Annotated in this window: 11 protein-coding genes; 4 read left to right on the forward strand and 7 right to left on the reverse strand. The window is 44.3% G+C overall.

The window, feature by feature from the left end; genetic code table 11:
• Positions 1 to 62 precede the first annotated feature (62 nt).
• Positions 63 to 2,495 carry a glycoside hydrolase family 95 protein gene (locus QX565_RS11950; RefSeq protein WP_221648340.1) on the forward strand — a complete coding sequence of 811 codons (2,433 nt, stop codon included), beginning with the start codon at positions 63 to 65 and terminating at the stop codon, positions 2,493 to 2,495.
• On the opposite strand, the gene dacB is transcribed toward QX565_RS11950, so the two are convergent.
• From dacB to QX565_RS11965, 3 genes are all read right to left on the reverse strand, one after another.
• A complete protein-coding gene (gene dacB, locus QX565_RS11955) occupies positions 2,462 to 3,862 on the reverse strand; it encodes a D-alanyl-D-alanine carboxypeptidase/D-alanyl-D-alanine endopeptidase (protein ID WP_221648339.1) in 1,401 nt (466 codons plus the stop codon). The genes QX565_RS11950 and dacB overlap by 34 nt on opposite strands.
• Before the next feature lie 16 nt (positions 3,863 to 3,878).
• Positions 3,879 to 5,222: a dihydrolipoyl dehydrogenase gene (gene lpdA / locus QX565_RS11960; RefSeq protein WP_221648338.1), complete on the reverse strand. Its 1,344-nt coding sequence runs from the start codon at positions 5,220 to 5,222 to the stop codon at positions 3,879 to 3,881.
• 89 nt (positions 5,223 to 5,311) lie between these two features.
• Positions 5,312 to 5,710: a PH domain-containing protein gene (locus tag QX565_RS11965; RefSeq protein WP_221648337.1), complete on the reverse strand. Its 399-nt coding sequence runs from the start codon at positions 5,708 to 5,710 to the stop codon at positions 5,312 to 5,314.
• A 106-nt stretch (positions 5,711 to 5,816) separates the two neighbouring features.
• On the opposite strand from QX565_RS11965, the gene nadB reads away from it, so the two are divergent.
• The gene (gene nadB, locus QX565_RS11970; protein ID WP_221648336.1) at positions 5,817 to 7,388 is read left to right on the forward strand and encodes an L-aspartate oxidase; all 1,572 of its coding nucleotides are present in this window, start codon (positions 5,817 to 5,819) and stop codon (positions 7,386 to 7,388) included.
• A gap of 544 nt (positions 7,389 to 7,932) precedes the next feature.
• On the opposite strand, the gene QX565_RS11975 is transcribed toward nadB, so the two are convergent.
• The 4 genes from QX565_RS11975 to QX565_RS11990 all read right to left on the reverse strand — a co-directional run bounded on the left by QX565_RS11975 (position 7,933) and on the right by QX565_RS11990 (position 13,739).
• Positions 7,933 to 10,215 (reverse strand): alpha-N-acetylglucosaminidase, encoded by a 2,283-nt coding sequence (locus QX565_RS11975; RefSeq protein WP_221648334.1) that lies wholly within the window; start codon positions 10,213 to 10,215, stop codon positions 7,933 to 7,935.
• Between the two features lie 148 nt (positions 10,216 to 10,363).
• Positions 10,364 to 11,230, reverse strand: coding sequence for a T9SS type A sorting domain-containing protein (locus QX565_RS11980; protein ID WP_221648333.1), 867 nt, complete (start codon positions 11,228 to 11,230; stop codon positions 10,364 to 10,366).
• Positions 11,231 to 11,270: 40 nt separating this feature from the next.
• A complete protein-coding gene (locus QX565_RS11985; RefSeq protein WP_221648332.1) occupies positions 11,271 to 12,506 on the reverse strand; it encodes a glycoside hydrolase family 88 protein in 1,236 nt (411 codons plus the stop codon).
• A 123-nt stretch (positions 12,507 to 12,629) separates the two neighbouring features.
• Positions 12,630 to 13,739, reverse strand: coding sequence for an alginate lyase family protein (locus QX565_RS11990; RefSeq protein WP_221648331.1), 1,110 nt, complete (start codon positions 13,737 to 13,739; stop codon positions 12,630 to 12,632).
• Between the two features lie 363 nt (positions 13,740 to 14,102).
• Between QX565_RS11990 and QX565_RS11995 the strand changes: the two genes are divergently transcribed.
• Together QX565_RS11995 and QX565_RS12000 are read left to right on the forward strand one after the other, a co-directional pair.
• The gene (locus QX565_RS11995; protein WP_221648330.1) at positions 14,103 to 15,041 is read left to right on the forward strand and encodes a hypothetical protein; all 939 of its coding nucleotides are present in this window, start codon (positions 14,103 to 14,105) and stop codon (positions 15,039 to 15,041) included.
• A complete protein-coding gene (locus QX565_RS12000) occupies positions 15,038 to 17,425 on the forward strand; it encodes a polysaccharide lyase family 8 super-sandwich domain-containing protein (RefSeq protein WP_221648329.1) in 2,388 nt (795 codons plus the stop codon). Before QX565_RS11995 ends, QX565_RS12000 begins: the two co-directional genes overlap by 4 nt.
• The last annotated feature ends 150 nt before the right edge of the window (positions 17,426 to 17,575 follow it).

Below are 17,575 nucleotides of genomic sequence, written 5' to 3' on the forward strand. Positions count from 1 at the left end.
GGTGAAAAGACTTCTGATACACCCGCTTTTTCTTCGGTAGATTTCCAGTAAATACAGATATTATGAGGTACAAAATTCTTCTGCTACTCCCGATAATGGCTTTTCTTGCCACCTTACCAATACGCCTGTATGCAACTAATGAATGCTTATCCCCCAATGAGACATTATGGTTTCGCTATCCGGCCCAAAGCTGGTCCGAACAGGCTTTACATATCGGCAATGGTTATATGGGTGCCTCTTTTTACGGGGAGGTAGAGAAGGAACGTTTTGATATCGCTGAAAAAACATTCTGGGCAGGAGGTCCTCATGCTGCCTCCGATTTTAATTACGGAATAATCAAAGGAGGTAAGGACAAGATAGCCACTATCCGGCAGTTAATAGTAGAGCGCCGGTTTGCTGAAGCCGATTCCCTCTCCCGTATCTACATGACCGGAGATTATACTAACTATGGCTATTTTTCAATGGTAGGTAATCTGTGGATTGACTTTGGCAAAAACAAACAGCCCGTACAAAATTACCTGCGCGGTATCGATCTATCCACATCCCGTGGTTTCGTTGAATATACACAGGGAGGTGTACAGTTTAACCGTGAGTATTTCTGCAGTTATCCTGATAAATTGATGGCACTTCATTTTACGGCCGATAAAGCAGGAAAGATTAGTTTCTCTCTTTCCCATTCACTCGTCTATCAGCCCGAAGAGATCATAGAAAGTGAGAATGGACTTACTTTCAATGGGATCATCCGGGAAAATGGATTAGGCTATACCATCCGTATTAAAATTGTTCAGCAAGGCGGAAGTGTCAAAGTAGCCCATCAACGGATTGTAGTAGAAAAAGCCAATGAAGCCACTGTATTCTATGCGGTCGACACTGAATATGCTCCTGTATACCCCCTATATAAAGGAGAGAACCCGCAACAAAATACCGGGAAGGTAATAACAAAAGCCATTACAAAAGGCTACGAGACAGTCAAAAACACACATATATCCGATTATCAGACGTTGTACAATCGGGTCAGATTCACTCTTACCGGAGACACGGCTTCCGAACAACTTCCAACCAATGTACGTGTGAAACAATTGCAGGAAGGATTTACCGACGACGCCTCTCTGAAAGTTTTAGGGTTCAACCTCAGCCGTTACCTGCTGATAAGTGCCTCCCGCCCCGGCACACTACCTTCTACCCTGCAAGGTGTATGGAATACCTTTGAAAAGGCTCCGTGGAACGGAAATTTCCAAAGCAACATCAATCTCCAGGAGATGTATTGGGGATGCGGACCGACCCAATTACCGGAATGTGAAGAGGCTTATCTGGAATGGATTGAAGGTCTGGTAGAACCCGGACGGCAAACAGCCCGCGAATATTACGGGACGAAAGGTTGGGTGAGCCATTCTACCGGAAATATATGGGGGCACACCGTTCCCGGTGATGATATCCTGTGGGGACTCTATCCTTCAGGAGCTGCCTGGCATTGCAGGCACTTGTGGGAACATTATGCTTTCAACGGAGATAAAGAGTATCTCAGAACAAAAGGATATCCTATTATGAAAGAAGCTGCCGAATTCTGGCTGGAAAACATGGTAGAATATCAGGGATATTTCATTATTGCCCCTTCCGTATCAGCAGAACACGGCATTGAAATGAAAAACGGTTCTCCGGTAGAATATTCTACCACAAACGGCGAGCAAACGGAAGGAAGACTTTTTACCATGCCCGCCTACCAGGATATAGAAATGGTATATGATCTATATACCCACGTAATTAAAGCAGCAGAATGCCTGAACACAGATTCTGTATTCCGCCAGAAGCTGCTCATTGCTAAAAATAAGCTACTACCCTTGAAGATAGGACGCTATGGACAATTGCAGGAATGGATAGATGATGTGGACAACCCACACGATCATCATCGCCACCTTGCCCACCTTTATGCTTTGTATCCGGGAAATAGGATATCATACACCCAAACACCTGCATTGGCCCAGGCTGTCCGGAAATCTTTAGAGATGAGGGGTAAAGGTAAATTTGGCGACAGATGGCCTTACACGGGAGGCAACTGGTCTATGGCATGGCGTACCGCTTTATGGGCCAGACTCTACGATGGCAATCAGGCTATCGGAACTTTCAACCGGATGATTAAAGAAAGTGGTTACGAAAACATGATGTCCAATCAATCGGGAAATATGCAGGTAGACGCTACAATGGCTACTTCTGGGCTTTTTGCTGAGATGTTATTACAATCTCACGAAGGCTTTATACACCTCTTGCCTGCCCTGCCTACCGAATGGCCGGAAGGCAAAATCGAAGGATTGATGGCAAGAAACGGCTATCAGGTAACGATTGAGTGGAAATATGGGAGACTGACAAAGGCAGAAATTGTAATCCCACAAGAGATGGACAGACCGACAGTAAAAATACAAGGCGTTCCTTTGTCAGAGACAGACGGCAGAGTGAGCTTTATTCCCTACTCACAAAGCACCTCACACACTTTATTCTGAAACTCTCTTGCTTTGGCTGCCGAAAGTACATTCTGATTCATAATGGCAAAGGCTATTTCATGCCCGTTAGCAGCCTTCAGATAGCCTGCTAAGGCGTTAATTGCTGTATAGGAACCTGTCTTGGCATGAACATTCTTACAGGCTTTTCCTTGCTGCATTCTATACTTCAATGTTCCGTCTACTCCGGCAATGGGAAGAGCCTTGTAGAGTTTCTGAAACACATCCGTACGGGAATAGGCAAATTTAAGGAAATCGACCAAAAGGGCAGGAGAGAGGTAGTCATAGTTGGATAGTCCACACCCATCGGCTATCTTATAATGGTCGGGATTGTGTCCCAGCTGCTTTATCATCTTCTTTATCTCAGCAATGCCCTCTTTGGCCGAGACATACTTCTTCCCGGTAGCTTGTACCCCCAGACGACAAAGCAAAGCCTCTGCACTCAGGTTATCGCTTTCCTTCATTATCTGGGTAACTACCTCCTGTACAGAGCACTCCGAACGCGCCATGCAAACGGATGAACTATCGGGAGTAAAAACAGAAAAGGCATAGTTTAGAGGTACCTCAATGCCTTTGTTGCGGAGCTTTTCAAGAAAAGCATGCATAAAGAAGTCCTGTGAAGAGAACACATTAATATCTGCGCTACGCCTCCCCTCTACATTGCCTGTGACCGTGATATTGTTCTTATTTTCAAGCCATCCCCTGGTTACGGTAAACTTCCCGGCAGAGGGAGTACGTGTCCGGGTTGCATTGCTGAGACTGTAATAAGAGGACTCCGGATAGCAGGAAACCCGTGCCGTATCGCCCTGAACTGCACCCGGAGCAGCTGTTACCGTCACCATTCCTTTGTGATACATCAACGGAGAAAGATAAGGCTGATAAGCTTCCGGCGTATCATCCCATGCCCATCCGCTCCCCCAATAGAGGGAGTCTTTCATGGAAATATCTCCATAGATCCTCCCATCGATAACGGAGAAAGGAGAAGTAATGATGGCATCTACCAGCGTATCCATACTAAGTTCATCAAATTCGGGATCAAAACCTCCTACTACATACAAATCTCCACGCAAAGTATCATGCTCTATGACTCCATTGTACCAGACCTCGGTACGAAACGGCTCGTCGGCATCCGAACGGGAAAGGGCAGTAATAGCAGTCAGCAGCTTCATAGTCGATGCCGGGCGCGAAAGTTTAGTATCCCGATACGTATAAAGCGGCTTCTTATCAGTAAGATCATAAACAGATATACCGACTTCAGATCCCTCAGGCAAGGTTTTCAACAATGAGTTGATACGGGAAGAGAGAACCTCCTGCCCCCATAAAACCGGAAGGCAGGAGAATAAAATAAGGGATAGGAAAATTCTTTGCATACGTTTAGTTTCTTAATCACAGGGCTTCCCTGAATATTTCGGCTACTGTGGGGTGGGGGAATACAATCTTCTTCCACTCCGTAGTTGTCAGTTTTAACTCCACTGCCATGCCGGCAAGGGTGATAATCTCGGAAGCAGGATTACCAAGTACATGGGCACCCAGGATCGTTTTATCCTCACCGATCAATAGTTTGCACATGCCGTTTACGCCTTCATTCTCAGCAACAAAACGGCCTGAATACGCCATGGGCAATTTAACAATGTGATGAGGAATACCTTTTGCCAGCAGACTTTCTTCGGTATGCCCCACTCCGGCAATCTCCGGATTGGTATATACTACACCGGGGATAGCACGATAACTCATCACATCGTCCCTACCAAGAATGGTATGTACAGCTACTTCTGCTTCGCGAACCGCCGTATGGGCAAGCAGCGAAAAGCCTGTAAGGTCGCCACAGACATATACACCCGGTTCGGAGGTCTGCATTTTAGAATTAACGGCAACGTTCCCACGTTCCGTCAATACCAGTTTCAGATTTTCGAGTCCGAAACCTTTGGTGACAGGACGACGGCCTACACTCATCAGTAGCTTTTCTGCAATCACACTACCGGAGCCTTCGGCATTCTCATAAGAGACTACAGTTCCTGTTTCATTTTTCGACAGAGAAATAACCTTCGTGCTCAGGAGGAATCGGATACCTCGTTTCGCATATTCGGCACGAAGCAAGGCAGAAAGCTCTTTATCCATTCCGTTCAGTATCTCATCCAGCATTTCTATCACTGTCACCTGTACGCCAAGGCTATTGAAGAAGGAAGCAAACTCCATTCCAATAACACCACCGCCAACGATAGCCAATGAAGCAGGTAATTCTTTGTTATCAAGCGCATCGCGATGCGTCCAGTAATTCACCGTATCAATACCTGCGATAGGAGGAATAAAGGTTTCAGAGCCGGTACAGAGTATCAGATTCTCGCATTCGTAAGTCTCTTCACCACAACGAACCGTATTCTTATCCACAATCTGAGCCATGCCCTGTACAATCGTTACATTGTTGGAAGTAAGTTTACCTTTCACTCCCAATACCAATTTACGCACTACTTTACTCTTACGGGCAATTATCTTCGACAAATCAAAAGAGACCTCCGGCACGGTTACAGCATATTTGGAAGCATGTTTCGCTCCGTCATACGTCTTTGCCGAATAGAGCAAAGTCTTGGTAGGAATACATCCTTCATTAAGACAGACTCCACCTAAATTCTGCTTTTCAAAAAGCAAAACACTCAGTCCGGCTTTGCCGGCTGTTTCGGCAGCTGTGTAGCCCGCAGGACCGCCGCCAATGATAATTACCTGGTATTTCATATGATTCGAATTAGTAATAAGTGATGAATGATAAGTGATGAATGGCTGCGCAATTATACTGCATAGTACTAATCACTTATCACTGATCACTAACCGTTATTTTTTATCTTCTCCAGCAACTCTACAAATTCCCGCTCTTTGACCGGCATCACCGATACATATTTATCTTTACCGTATTCAATCAATACATATTCGGTTACCGAGAAACGGCCGAACTTCATTGAATGATGCTTTTGCACAGAGATAATATCTTTGACAGGAATTGTCTTCTTACGTGTAAAGCGACCGTAAGAAAGAATAAGTTCACTTTGTGACGTAACGGTATAGGTGGTGTGAATTACCTGTTCGATCACCACAATGAGCAACAGCATCATAAAAACGGCAAGCAGAATATACTTACACCACAGGAAGCCAAACGCGTTTGCTCCCAGTACCACCAGAAGAAAATATTGATACCAGGCAATGCGGGCATGGAAAACTCGGTTCATTTTGTCAGATTTTTGCTGCCAAGTTAGCAATTTTATGAATTAATGGCAACGAAAAGTACAATGAAAACAGTTATTTTGTAGTTTTGCGGTAATAAACATTTAGATTATGGTTAAAAAGTTCGATTTCCTCGTCATCGGTTCCGGCATTGCCGGAATGAGCTTCGCTTTGAAAGTGGCGCATAAAGGAAAAGTAGCCCTTATCTGTAAGAGCGGTTTGGAAGAGGCAAACACTTATTTTGCACAGGGAGGAGTGGCCTCCGTTACGAATCTCCTGGTAGATAATTTCGATAAGCATATTGAAGACACAATGATTGCCGGTGACTGGATCAGTGACCGTGCTGCCGTAGAAAAAGTTGTACGGGAGGCTCCGGCACAAATCGAAGCACTTATCAACTGGGGAGTGGAATTCGATAAAAACGAAGAGGGAGAATTCGACCTGCACCGGGAAGGAGGACATTCGGAGTTCCGTATTCTTCATCACAAAGATAATACCGGAGCTGAGATTCAGGACAGTCTTATCAAGGCTGTGCAACGCCATCCCAACATTACAGTAATCGAAAATCACTTTGCGATTGAGATATTAACCCAGCATCATCTTGGGGTGACCGTTACACGTCAGACACCGGACATCAAATGTTACGGCGCTTATATTCTCGACCCGAAAACCGGAAAGGTAGATACATACCTGGCAAAGGTTACACTCATGGCAACCGGTGGAGTAGGAGCTGTGTACCAGACAACTACCAATCCGTTGGTAGCTACCGGAGACGGTATTGCTATGGTATACCGTGCCAAGGGAACGGTGAAAGATATGGAATTCGTACAGTTTCATCCTACAGCGCTTTATCATCCGGGCGACCGTCCTTCTTTCCTCATTACCGAAGCCATGCGTGGCTACGGTGCCGTACTCCGTACGATGGACGGTAAAGAGTTCATGCAGAAATATGACCCCCGTCTTTCATTGGCTCCACGCGATATCGTAGCACGTGCCATTGACAACGAAATGAAAAACCGGGGTGATGACCATGTCTATCTCGACGTCACTCACAAAGATCCCGAAGAGACCCGGAAGCACTTCCCGAACATTTATGAGAAATGCCTCAGCTTAGGTATTGACATTACAAAAGATTATATTCCGGTTGCTCCGGCCGCCCATTATCTCTGTGGAGGTATCCTGGTAGATCTCAACGCCCAGTCGTCTATCGAACGGCTTTATGCGGTGGGCGAATGCTCTTGTACAGGCTTGCATGGTGGCAATCGCTTAGCTTCAAACTCTCTGATCGAAGCCGTTGTGTATGCCGACGCAGCTGCCAAACATACGCTGGAAGTAGTAGACCAATATGATTATAATCCGGATATCCCGGAATGGAATGACGAGGGTACCCGCTCGCCCGAAGAGATGGTATTGATTACCCAAAGCATGAAAGAGGTGAACCAGATTATGAGTACCTATGTAGGCATTGTTCGGAGTGACCTTCGCCTGAAGCGTGCGTGGGACCGGCTGGATATTCTTTATGAAGAAACAGAAAGCCTCTTCAAACGCAGTGTAGCATCTAAGGAAATTTGCGAGTTGCGTAACATGATTAACGTGGGATATCTCATCATGCGTCAGGCGATGGAGCGGAAAGAGAGCCGCGGATTACATTATACAATCGATTATCCGCATGCAAAGAAATAGTTTCGTTTTGACACTTTGAATATTCTACCGCTCAGGAATACGCTATTTCCGCAGCTAAATCCGGTGTCATGAAATAAAAGAAACAGAGAGGCATTTGTCAAAATCAATAAGCCATTATTGAACGGACAAATGCCTCTTTTTATCACCCAATATAGGGAGTTTACGCCTATACGATCGCTATCTGGCTATAAACTACTCCGTTTTATCATTTCCATTTCCCCGGCATAAAGGAAGCTAATAACTCCCGGAAGTATCTCTTTTGCACCTGAAACATCTTCCCCGGTGAGGAAGAAAGAGCCCGGCTCCGGGGAGGGAAGTGTTCGGCTCCGGGGAACCTCTCCTTCCCCGGAGCCGAACAAACAATTTCGCTCCGGGAAAAAAGTACTTTTTTACCGAAAAAGCGCATTTTTATTCCTATAACAGAGGCATTTCTGCATATTATTACGAATAAAGATACGCTCTTTTTTCTATTCCATCCGTTTTATCTTAAGAGCCTGTTAGCATAATACACAATTTGCTATCTTTTTGCTCCAAAAACTCACAATTATTCTTCTCCTAAATTTTCATAAGTCCTTTCTCCCGAAGATTTCTCCGTAACCTTCACCCCTCCGGCATAATACTCCTGAGAGAGTTTGAGATACTTATCAAACAGGCGTTTAACCATAGCAACCTCATCGCCTTCGGCAACCGGAGTACGCGCCTTGCCGTAACTATCGACATAAGCAAGCTCCCACTCAGCCAGGCCGTTATAGAAATCATTGGCACGGAAAGCCTCCCGGCCATAAATCTGCGGTAAACCGGCTTCTTCATAAGAAGTACCTGCATCAAGATGCTGTTGCAGCATGGCATAGAACTTCTGCCAGCGCGGGAGATAATAACCATTGATCAGCCCCGACCACTCCCGCCAGGAATAGTCAAAGATACGCGGATCACCGTCAGCTCCCCAGATAGTAACCAAAGAAGTGGCGTCACGTTCCATCAGATTCTTCTCCTCTTCGGTGTCTCCCCAGCTACGGGCCTCTGTCAGCCAACGGTCAAAACTGTACTCGCTGCGGGTACGAAGCAGCTGGTCCATATCAGCTAACATCTCAAGGAACCGCCCGGAATGAAGCGTAAAAGCACGCTGGTCTTTCTTCCTGAAGGCTTCTGCCGCCTGACGGTGAATAAGCTGGCCAAGATTAGTCATCAGCTGCCGCTGCACATCTACAATATCGAAACGGTAGGGACGGGAAGCGGATAGCTTATCTATATCTTTCAGCAGCAGACTCTGGGCACGAATCACCAAAGCCGGATCGTAAGGTATTTCAAGAGCGGCATTCGGACCGGACTTCTTTACGTCCAATGCAGGGCGGGCAGCCACGATTGAACTCTTCTCCGTACCATTTGTACCCGGACGATACGGCCCATCGAGCAGCAGCATCCATGCTTCCTGTGCTGCCGGCGAAGAGGCCCCATAACGGCGGGTAGCATACTGTTTCAGCCAGGCTTGCAAATCAATGCTATCGGCATGGCAGGGCATTTCAAAAGCTAATTCATAATATACCGGATTCTGCTCAATGGCTTCCATAAACAGCCCCGAACCACAAACTGCGGGATTCAACCGTTTGGCCTTACTGTATTGATTGGAAGCAAGAAGCTTCAAATCGCCGTGCATATTGATGCGTCCGCCGAAATTATGTAAGTTACCCACTACCGTAGAATATCCCCAGAACAGGGCTTTTGAGGTACTTTTACCGTTCAGGTCAAGAATCAGCAAAGCATCTTTCGGAACAGCTTTAACAATATCTTCACGCAGGCTCCACGACTGCATGGCCCAAGTGCTATGCGGGTCGAAGTCACGGAAAAGGTGGTGAATTCTTTCTCCCACCGCTCTCAGATATTCGGGAGTATCTACCGGAGGAGCACTTTCATGGAATGGATCGGCAGCATAGACTCCGTGTGCACCAAACAACCGGGCCTGTTCTTCGAGGAAAACACGCCCCATACGGGTAAACAACGAATCGGTAGGATCCAACTGAGCAGCCCCTTTGAAACCACACCAGGAACGTTGCTGGTTGATATTCGCTGTGGGGTACTTCTCTTTCAGCTCACGCGGAACGTAACCGGAGAAGCCTTGCTGAATGGGTTGCATGCCCAATTCCAGTTGCCGTGCAATGATCTTTTTGCCCAATGCAGCATGTTTATCGATCACGGACTTCGGAAGGGGGCCACCATAACTCTGAAGGTTTTGCATCCACTGCCAGGCGGCATGTCCGGGACCGGCGAGGAAAGCACGTGCCTCCCCATCTGTGAAGTTGAAGTGCAACAAGGTATTGTACCACACAGCATCCAGACCGATAGTAAAAAGGGGCATGTTAATGGAGTTCATCGCCATAAAGTCCAGCTCCTTTTGCCAGCGTTCCCAGTTCCACCAGGCAGCAGTGTAGCTCACGGTACAATAGTTCATATACACACGGTAACGACCGTTGATTGTACGGCGTTCCTTTTGAAGGGGCTGAGGAAGTTTCTTCGGAAGCTGAAGTTGATTGCCAAACCAGGAGACGTGCGCCTGGCAGGTATACTTTAAATACCAATTAAAGGCGGTAGCCAGAGCTACGGACGTGTTACCGCGAAGGATGATTTGTTTGCCGTTACCATCTACTTCGTATACATCAGAACCGTCATCGGGAGCAATTAATTCCAAACGGTATTGCGAAGAGTAACCGGGGGTAACCCGCTCTATCAGATCATAAACGGCCCGGATACGTTTGTCTTTACCCGAAACGGATAAGGAACAGACAAAAAGTAACAAAAGAAGAGTAGTTTTGCTTTTAGTAATTAAATTCATAGTATTCCAAAATTAAAATAACGCATCTTTATTCTCGTAACACACAGCACTACTGCCTGTTATTACGGAACAAAGATGCGCTTTCTTTTCTAATTATCCCAATCTTATCTCAATACCCTGCTATTATTATAGCTTCTTTTAAAGAATTTTATTTAACTACTACCTTACGGGTTACCTCTCCATCGGCTGTCTGCAACTTTACAAGATAAAGTCCGCTGCCAAGGCATATGTTATCAGTTCCACCATTTGCAGCTTTCTGAGCAACTACCGAACCTACTGTATTGAATACGGTAACCATTCCTTCGGCACCTTCAAAAGAGATACCATTATCGTTAGAGTAAACATTGAAAGCATCCTTTGCATTTACATTGATGATACCTACACCTTCGGGAATTTCACCAAATCCTACTTCCAGATCATCAATATACCGAACACCGTTACTTCTGAGCTGAATATCGAATGAAGTAAGGTCCAATTTGGCAAGTTCTACATAAATACCATATTGTTTCCATTCGGTAGTAAGCTCCACATAAGGCACATTGTCCCAGCTTCCTCCGTTTGACGGATTATATAACTGACCAGTACCAATATGCATTTTAGTTCCATCTACATCGCTTTTTGCCCAAAATGTATAATAGAAATCATCTCCTTTATCAATAAAGAACGGATCAGCAATGTAATCTTCTGCATAGACACTTGTCACCTGTGATACACCTACGTGCCAGCTAAACCAGGTAGACACAATACCTGTAGTAATAATCTTACAAGCCTTATCAGCTTCCCCATTACGGTTCTCTGCTTTTTCAAAGGTTACTTCTACCTTATTAGTACCCGAAGTCCAGTTGTTATTAGAAGGAGATACCCAGCCGGCAGGTCTTACACCTATCACGTTTTCTTCTGAATCTTTGATGTCCACCCAACTGTCAAAACTGGTATTATACCCATCTACAAAATACTGTGCACTCATGTTTGCACTTACGAATAATAATGCTACTGCGTAAAATAATTTTCTCATACGAATTGATTTAAAAAGTTAATAATTATGTTATTGAAGTTTACTTCTTATTGTCGTAATGGCCATACCGGTTCAGAGCTTCCAGAAAGTAGTAATCGGCATAAACCAATGGGACATCAATTTCTTGATTGTGAGGGATACTACCCACACTATGCATCAGGATAAAGTTATTGTTAGTGCCCGGAACCGCCCGGTAAGCCGGTGAAGAGAGTGATTTAAGTATCTTAACTGCTGCATCGTAATATGTCTTTTCATTCGGTACATACGTAGCCAGTTCCAGAAAAGCAGAAGCAGCAATGGCCGCCGCCGATGCATCACGGGGAACTACTTTAAAGCGGTTAGGGTCATAGGCCCAATCGGGAACATACCCTTCCTGTCCGGCATTAAAGTCCCAGTAAGGAACCCCGTCTTCGGGAAGATTCGGATGGTTAAGCCAATAGTCTGCCGTATGTATGGCTATTTCGAGGAATTTCGGATTCTGCGTTTCACGATAAGCCATTGTGTAACCATATATAGCCCATGCCTGTCCGCGTGCCCATGCCGAATTATCAGAGAACCCCTGACAAGTGGCCTGATGAAGAACCTTACCTGTCAATGTATCATAATCTACTACGTGATAATTGCTATAATCTTTGCGTAACTGATTCTTCGCAGTTGTCTCCGCATGGGTGGTTGCTATCTTGGCATATCTTGTATCACCTGTCACTTTAGAAGCAAAATAGAGTAACTCCAGGTTCATCATATTATCAATAATCACCGGATAGAACCATTCATCTTTTCCATTCCAGGCTTTCCGGTAATTCCATGATTTTATACACCCTGTCACTTCACTGAAACGGGTAGTCAGAGAATTGGCAGCTTCTATAATCACATCTTTATATTCTTCTTTACCTGTAAGCCGATACCCGTTACCAAAACTGCAATAGATAAGAAAACCAATGTCATGATGACTTGTCAGCTTTTTCATCGGCTCCAGAGCCTCGGTCCATTTGATAGCACTCTGTTTCCAGCTCTCTTCCCGGTTGTGTTCATAGATATACCATAAACATCCCGGATAGAACCCTTCCGTCCAGTCATTCTTCGGAGTAGCAATCAACTTTCCGTCTTTACCCGTAGTACGTGGATACACAGTAGGTTCGGGAACCGCTTTGAGTTGATTGCTCAAATGTTGTTCGGCAACTAAAAAATCGTCATCAATGAGTGCTTTCTTTTTATCTGTTTGTACACAAGACATACAAAGAGAACAACTCAGCAGTAATAGTCCAATAATTCGCATATAGGTTAATGATTTCGTTATGTATTTTTTCTTTAGTAGTCAAGTAGTTATCACTTCGTTAGTAGTAAGTAGCAGATAGCATTCTACTTAACTACTTTGACTACTTACTACTTAACTACTATTTTACTGTTCTCCAGTGCCATAATACCAGCGCAGGTTACTAAGTGTCAGTCGCCAGGTATAAAATGGGTTACCACCACGATACTTCTCAACAGCACGGATAAGATCATGATCCATTTCAAAAATCTCATCAGCAGCATACATGGTGCCACCGGGGTTATAAGGTTTGTTATAGTCACTACGTTTCTTATCGGGCGCCCATTCTGTTTCTACGAATTCCAAATGTGGATTCTTTGCCGGATCAAGCAGGTATGGTTTCCAGAAATCAACACTCTTCTTTATTGAAGCTCCCCAGTTAACATCCCGTGCATAAAATTCATCGGCCGCTTCATAACCCTCATAACAGGCTATTGCATGACAGATTTCAGCAAAAAACAATAAGTCGTAAGCATGATAAGCAAAAGCATCACGTCCTAACAAGTCGGTAGTAGTACCATTGGGATAGAGATTGTTCTTTACCCAGTTGGAATACCTATTTCTGAAATAAGTAGTCACAATTGTTTCATCATTCAACGCTGAACCATAATAGTAAAACTGCTGTAAAAGACAAGTTCCCCAGTTATTTTCCCGCAAATCATTGTCTTTGATAAATACATTGACACGTTTCCTGAACCAACTGTCTATCTCTTCTCTATCTTCCTGTGAAATCACATTACGAATGATACTATATCCTTCTACAGCCGGAGTATAAACACTCTCATGAATATTTGATTTGGACACAGCTACATTTACTTTTCCCCAAGCTTTCAGATATTCAACCGCTTTATTCAGGAATTTCTCTTCCTGAGAGAACGCATAGACAACGCAAAGCTGGTAGATGGCATTCATCTCATCTTTAATCTCTATATTAGCAGGATTGTTGGAAGTTGAGACCGCAGTAGTAGTTTTCCTATCATTGTTTACAATACTTTCCGCCGGGTTTCTCATCTGTTTAATGTATGCGCTTTTAGGAGGATTATTGCCTTTCTTCTCAATATCTTCTTTCATCTTATCATAATGATAACGGGTCATCATCAGATTTGGAAACATCAAATCTACATTATCCGTAGATTGGGCTTTTACGGCAAGCGAACTGCCTACCAATAGAAACAGGAGTAAAATGTGCTTTTTCATCGTCTATTATATTAATGTAACCAATGTGGAATAGTTGTTGTCAACTGATCACAGGAGCAAATGTAGGGAGGATACTGCAAACATAGGTTGATGTATTGTATCAGCAGTAGTATCGAATTATCTTTCGGACAATATAAACCTATAATACGGATAAAAATGCCCGTATACGGCCATATACACAGAAAACAAAGAATAGGTTTCATGCAGACAAAAACAAAGGAATACTCAAGGCAATATAATCCCCATTTCGTCCAACGGACAATAAAATCATCTATTTCGGACGATAGACAACATCTCATTTTCACAACATCCTCTACTTTTGTAAGTAGTAAAACAAAATCAGCCTCACAAATTGATTAAATTATGAAAAACAAGATCATTACCTCTGTGCTGTTAGCAGCATCTATCTCTTTCTCCGGTAACATGTCCGCACAAGAACTTTTCCGGGCAGACTTTGAAACCTACGAAACAACTCCTTATTTCTTCCGTTTCGGCAATAAAGGAAAGTTAGGCGATTACAAACCCAAGTCACGCTGGATGTATTCGCATGAAGTAATAGATAATCCGGTGCCCTCTGCCGAAAGTAACAATTCGGCCAAAGTATTACGTTACTCCTCCATGGAAGCACGCGACTACGGACTAAAGTTCCTGTTTGATACCCCCATTGGCATTGATGACTTAAAAGTAGTAGAATTTACAATCTATCAACCACTCAATGTGATTGGTAAGGATACAGATGACTTTGAAGATCCGGCTGAAAAACAAGATATTTGCATCAAGCTGCTTTCTAAGTTTAATACTACGAATGATTTCAGACAAGACGAAGGTATACTCCTTAACAAATCTGTCTACGATTTTACTACTGAAGGGCAGTGGATCACCTATACATTCAAGTTCAATAAAGCAGCTTACTCCAGCCAGATAAGTAAATTCACGAACGGAGTATTGGGAATAGCCATATTGCCTACTTACAATTCAAATGTCACGCTGTATGAAGACGAACAACATGTTTGTTATATCGACAATATCATAGTTAACCCTGTACCTACCGGTATCAACAACCAGAATACCGAAAAACTGATGATCAACTACAGTAACGGACAACTCATTATTTGCGGCACAGAAAACGGCCCTGCCCGTGTGACGGTTTATGACACAAACGGATGTTCGGTAACAACATCAGAAGTCACCGTAGAAAACGGAAAAGCTTCACTAATTTTGCCGCTTGATAATAATAAGGTATATTTGGTAAATGTAGTAACACAAAATCAGAGTTATCGCCAAAAGATCAGTAAACTATGAAACGCATACAAACCTGTTTGATACTAATCGGACTGCTATGTATCAGTAACCTGTACGCAACAGATAATGAAAAGACAGAAACAATCCGTCGGCTAAGACAGGAGTTTACAAAACATATCAACGGGACTCCTGTAACCGCCTATACATTGCAAGAGTCTCTGGCTCTGATTGACGCGGAAGGCCGTTTTACAGACAAACGTGCAGAAGAAGAGCTAATTATCCGTAATAATTATGCTGCCGGAACTAACATGGCTCACTGTATCCAGATTAATAATCTGACACGGGACTGCTTTGAACGGTTACAGGTCATAGCAGAATCCTATCGCGGGAAGAAGAATCTTGATCCTCAGGATAACGGGGTACAAACCCTTTTACGTGGCATCGCCTTTTACGGCAAAATGGAAAATGAACGTAACAATGATGCTCCCGGGCGCTTTCATGCTTCCTGCTTTGCCACTCCACGGGCAGCCGTAAAAATCTACTTTGCGCTGCTTGACCTGATGGATAGAATCGAAACGGGTGAAGTAAAAGACTCAACAGCCCTTCTGGCACATCAAAAGCTATTTGACGTGGGTTTTCAATCATGGACACAACCCTACAGACACGATGAAACAGACAAAAACGTGGTAAGCGTAGAGAGATTTCGCAAGCACGTCTGGTGGGTAGGAGGCAATGCACTCGATTATCGTCCGGTATTGGAGGCAGCTGTCATGATGAGTTCGGTTCCTATGATAGACGTACTTGCCGAAGTAGCCATCCGTTCGCTCTCTGTCGTGTCACAAACCACTTATGACGAGGCTTTCTGGACAGAAGGCACCACTGCCGATGGGGCCGGATGGGGACATGGAAAGCAATGTCTCGTTTGGGGATATCCTATAGATGGACTGAAGGGAACGTTCCGTATACTAAAATACCTGCAAGGATCTCCGTGGGCCAAACAACTCTCGCGGGAGAATGTGGAAGTAGTACTCAACTATATCCGTTGCTCTGCCTTTTATCATCATAAAGGCATCATTCCACCACTTGTAGACCGGGGAAATATGACACGCAAAAATAACCGCCGGGGGAATGTACCTTCACATATCCTGGCCAGAACATTACTGGCCGACTGGCATTCGTCACTCACTCCTGAAGAGGTTAATGAACTGAAACTGTTTGTTGATGAATCCTCCCGACAGGATGTACAAATGGCCTCCGCACCCGATGGATACTATCACGGTACCCGTTATTTCTATAACAATGACGACCTGATAAAGAAAACAAATGATTACTATCTCTTTATCAATATGGGATCTGTCCGGGTAGACGGATTGGAGAGTGCTTATCCCGGTGCAGCAGGCTATAATCTCTATAGTGCCGATGGAGTCACTCTTTTCCAACACGATGGAAGTGAGTACCGTAATATCACAGGAGCCATGAAACTTACGGCTTGGCCGGGGGTCACTACACGCCAGACTCCTACAGAACTAAACCCAATCGAAAACTGGAGTGGATATACCAGTTCTTATGACTTCGCTGCCGGAGCAACTGATGGTAAAGGAGATTTTGCAACTGGTTTCATCTATCAGAAAATCAATGCAAAGATGAAAGGAAACCCGGATGCCTCTGAAGCCAAAGATGTAAACAAAGACATATACGGTGTACGGGCTTACAAAAGCTACTTTATGTTTGACGATGTATTCCTTGCCCTGGGAGCCGGAATCACCAACCTCTCCCCGGAGAAAGAAGGGAATATCACTACTACGATTGAACAGACTTATAGCCCGGTTGCTCCTGAAATGGTAAAGAAGGGGAAAATCAATTGGATACGCCACGAAGGTTTCACCTACGGAGTAATTCCCCAGCAGACTTCAGGTGAAGTGAAATGGAACCGCGAAGAGCGTATCACCGACTGGCAAAGACTTTGCAAAGCCAACACAGAACCGGAAACAACAGTACCGGTATTCCAGATGGAAATCGTACACGGACGGGAAATAAAAGATGCTACCTATGCTTATGTAGTAGATTGTAAAGGCGAATTCCCCCAAAAGATACCTGCCATACTGGCTAACAACACCCATCTGCAAGCAGCTGAAAACCCGAAAGGAACAAAGTTAGGAGCCGTTTATTTCGATACCTCCGTTACAGCAAAAGGTAAATTCGGGACATTCAGGGTATCTTCGCCCGCAGCCTTGTTTGCGGAGAAAAAAGATGGGAAACTCATTCTCACAGTTACAGATGCTTTGATGAAAAAGGGGCTGAACAGCCTGACTGTATATACCTCTGTACCCGTCAGAGGTGAAGGAGTCAGCAAACAGTCTAAGAATATCTATGAAATAAAGATTCCCCTACCGGCAGGAGCACATTGCGGACAACCTGCTACGGTAACATTAGAATTACTCTGACAACTCTATGAATCAACCTGTATGAAACAAACGCACTTTTAAGTGGATTCATTTTCCGCCTTCTGCTCCGGTTTATACACTACTATAAATCAGGGGCAGAAATGCGGAAATTGATATAATGTGAAATCTAACTAAGTAGTATTTCAAATT

The sequence above is a fragment of the Bacteroides sp. 41_26 genome, assembly GCF_949740115.1.
In the GTDB taxonomy this organism is placed as follows: Bacteria; Bacteroidota; Bacteroidia; order Bacteroidales; family Bacteroidaceae; genus Bacteroides; species Bacteroides nordii.

Excerpts from the sequence above, each read along its gene's own strand:
- lpdA (WP_221648338.1), bottom strand. The coding sequence starts at position 5,222 with ATGAAATACCAGGTAATTATCATTGGCGGCGGTCCTGCGGGCTACACA.
- dacB (WP_221648339.1), bottom strand. The coding sequence starts at position 3,862 with ATGCAAAGAATTTTCCTATCCCTTATTTTATTCTCCTGCCTTCCGGTT.
- QX565_RS11980 (WP_221648333.1), bottom strand. The coding sequence starts at position 11,230 with ATGAGAAAATTATTTTACGCAGTAGCATTATTATTCGTAAGTGCAAAC.
- nadB (WP_221648336.1), top strand. The coding sequence starts at position 5,817 with ATGGTTAAAAAGTTCGATTTCCTCGTCATCGGTTCCGGCATTGCCGGA.
- QX565_RS11965 (WP_221648337.1), bottom strand. The coding sequence starts at position 5,710 with ATGAACCGAGTTTTCCATGCCCGCATTGCCTGGTATCAATATTTTCTT.
- QX565_RS11975 (WP_221648334.1), bottom strand. The coding sequence starts at position 10,215 with ATGAATTTAATTACTAAAAGCAAAACTACTCTTCTTTTGTTACTTTTT.
- QX565_RS11950 (WP_221648340.1), top strand. The coding sequence starts at position 63 with ATGAGGTACAAAATTCTTCTGCTACTCCCGATAATGGCTTTTCTTGCC.
- QX565_RS11995 (WP_221648330.1), top strand. The coding sequence starts at position 14,103 with ATGAAAAACAAGATCATTACCTCTGTGCTGTTAGCAGCATCTATCTCT.
- QX565_RS11985 (WP_221648332.1), bottom strand. The coding sequence starts at position 12,506 with ATGCGAATTATTGGACTATTACTGCTGAGTTGTTCTCTTTGTATGTCT.
- QX565_RS11990 (WP_221648331.1), bottom strand. The coding sequence starts at position 13,739 with ATGAAAAAGCACATTTTACTCCTGTTTCTATTGGTAGGCAGTTCGCTT.
- QX565_RS12000 (WP_221648329.1), top strand. The coding sequence starts at position 15,038 with ATGAAACGCATACAAACCTGTTTGATACTAATCGGACTGCTATGTATC.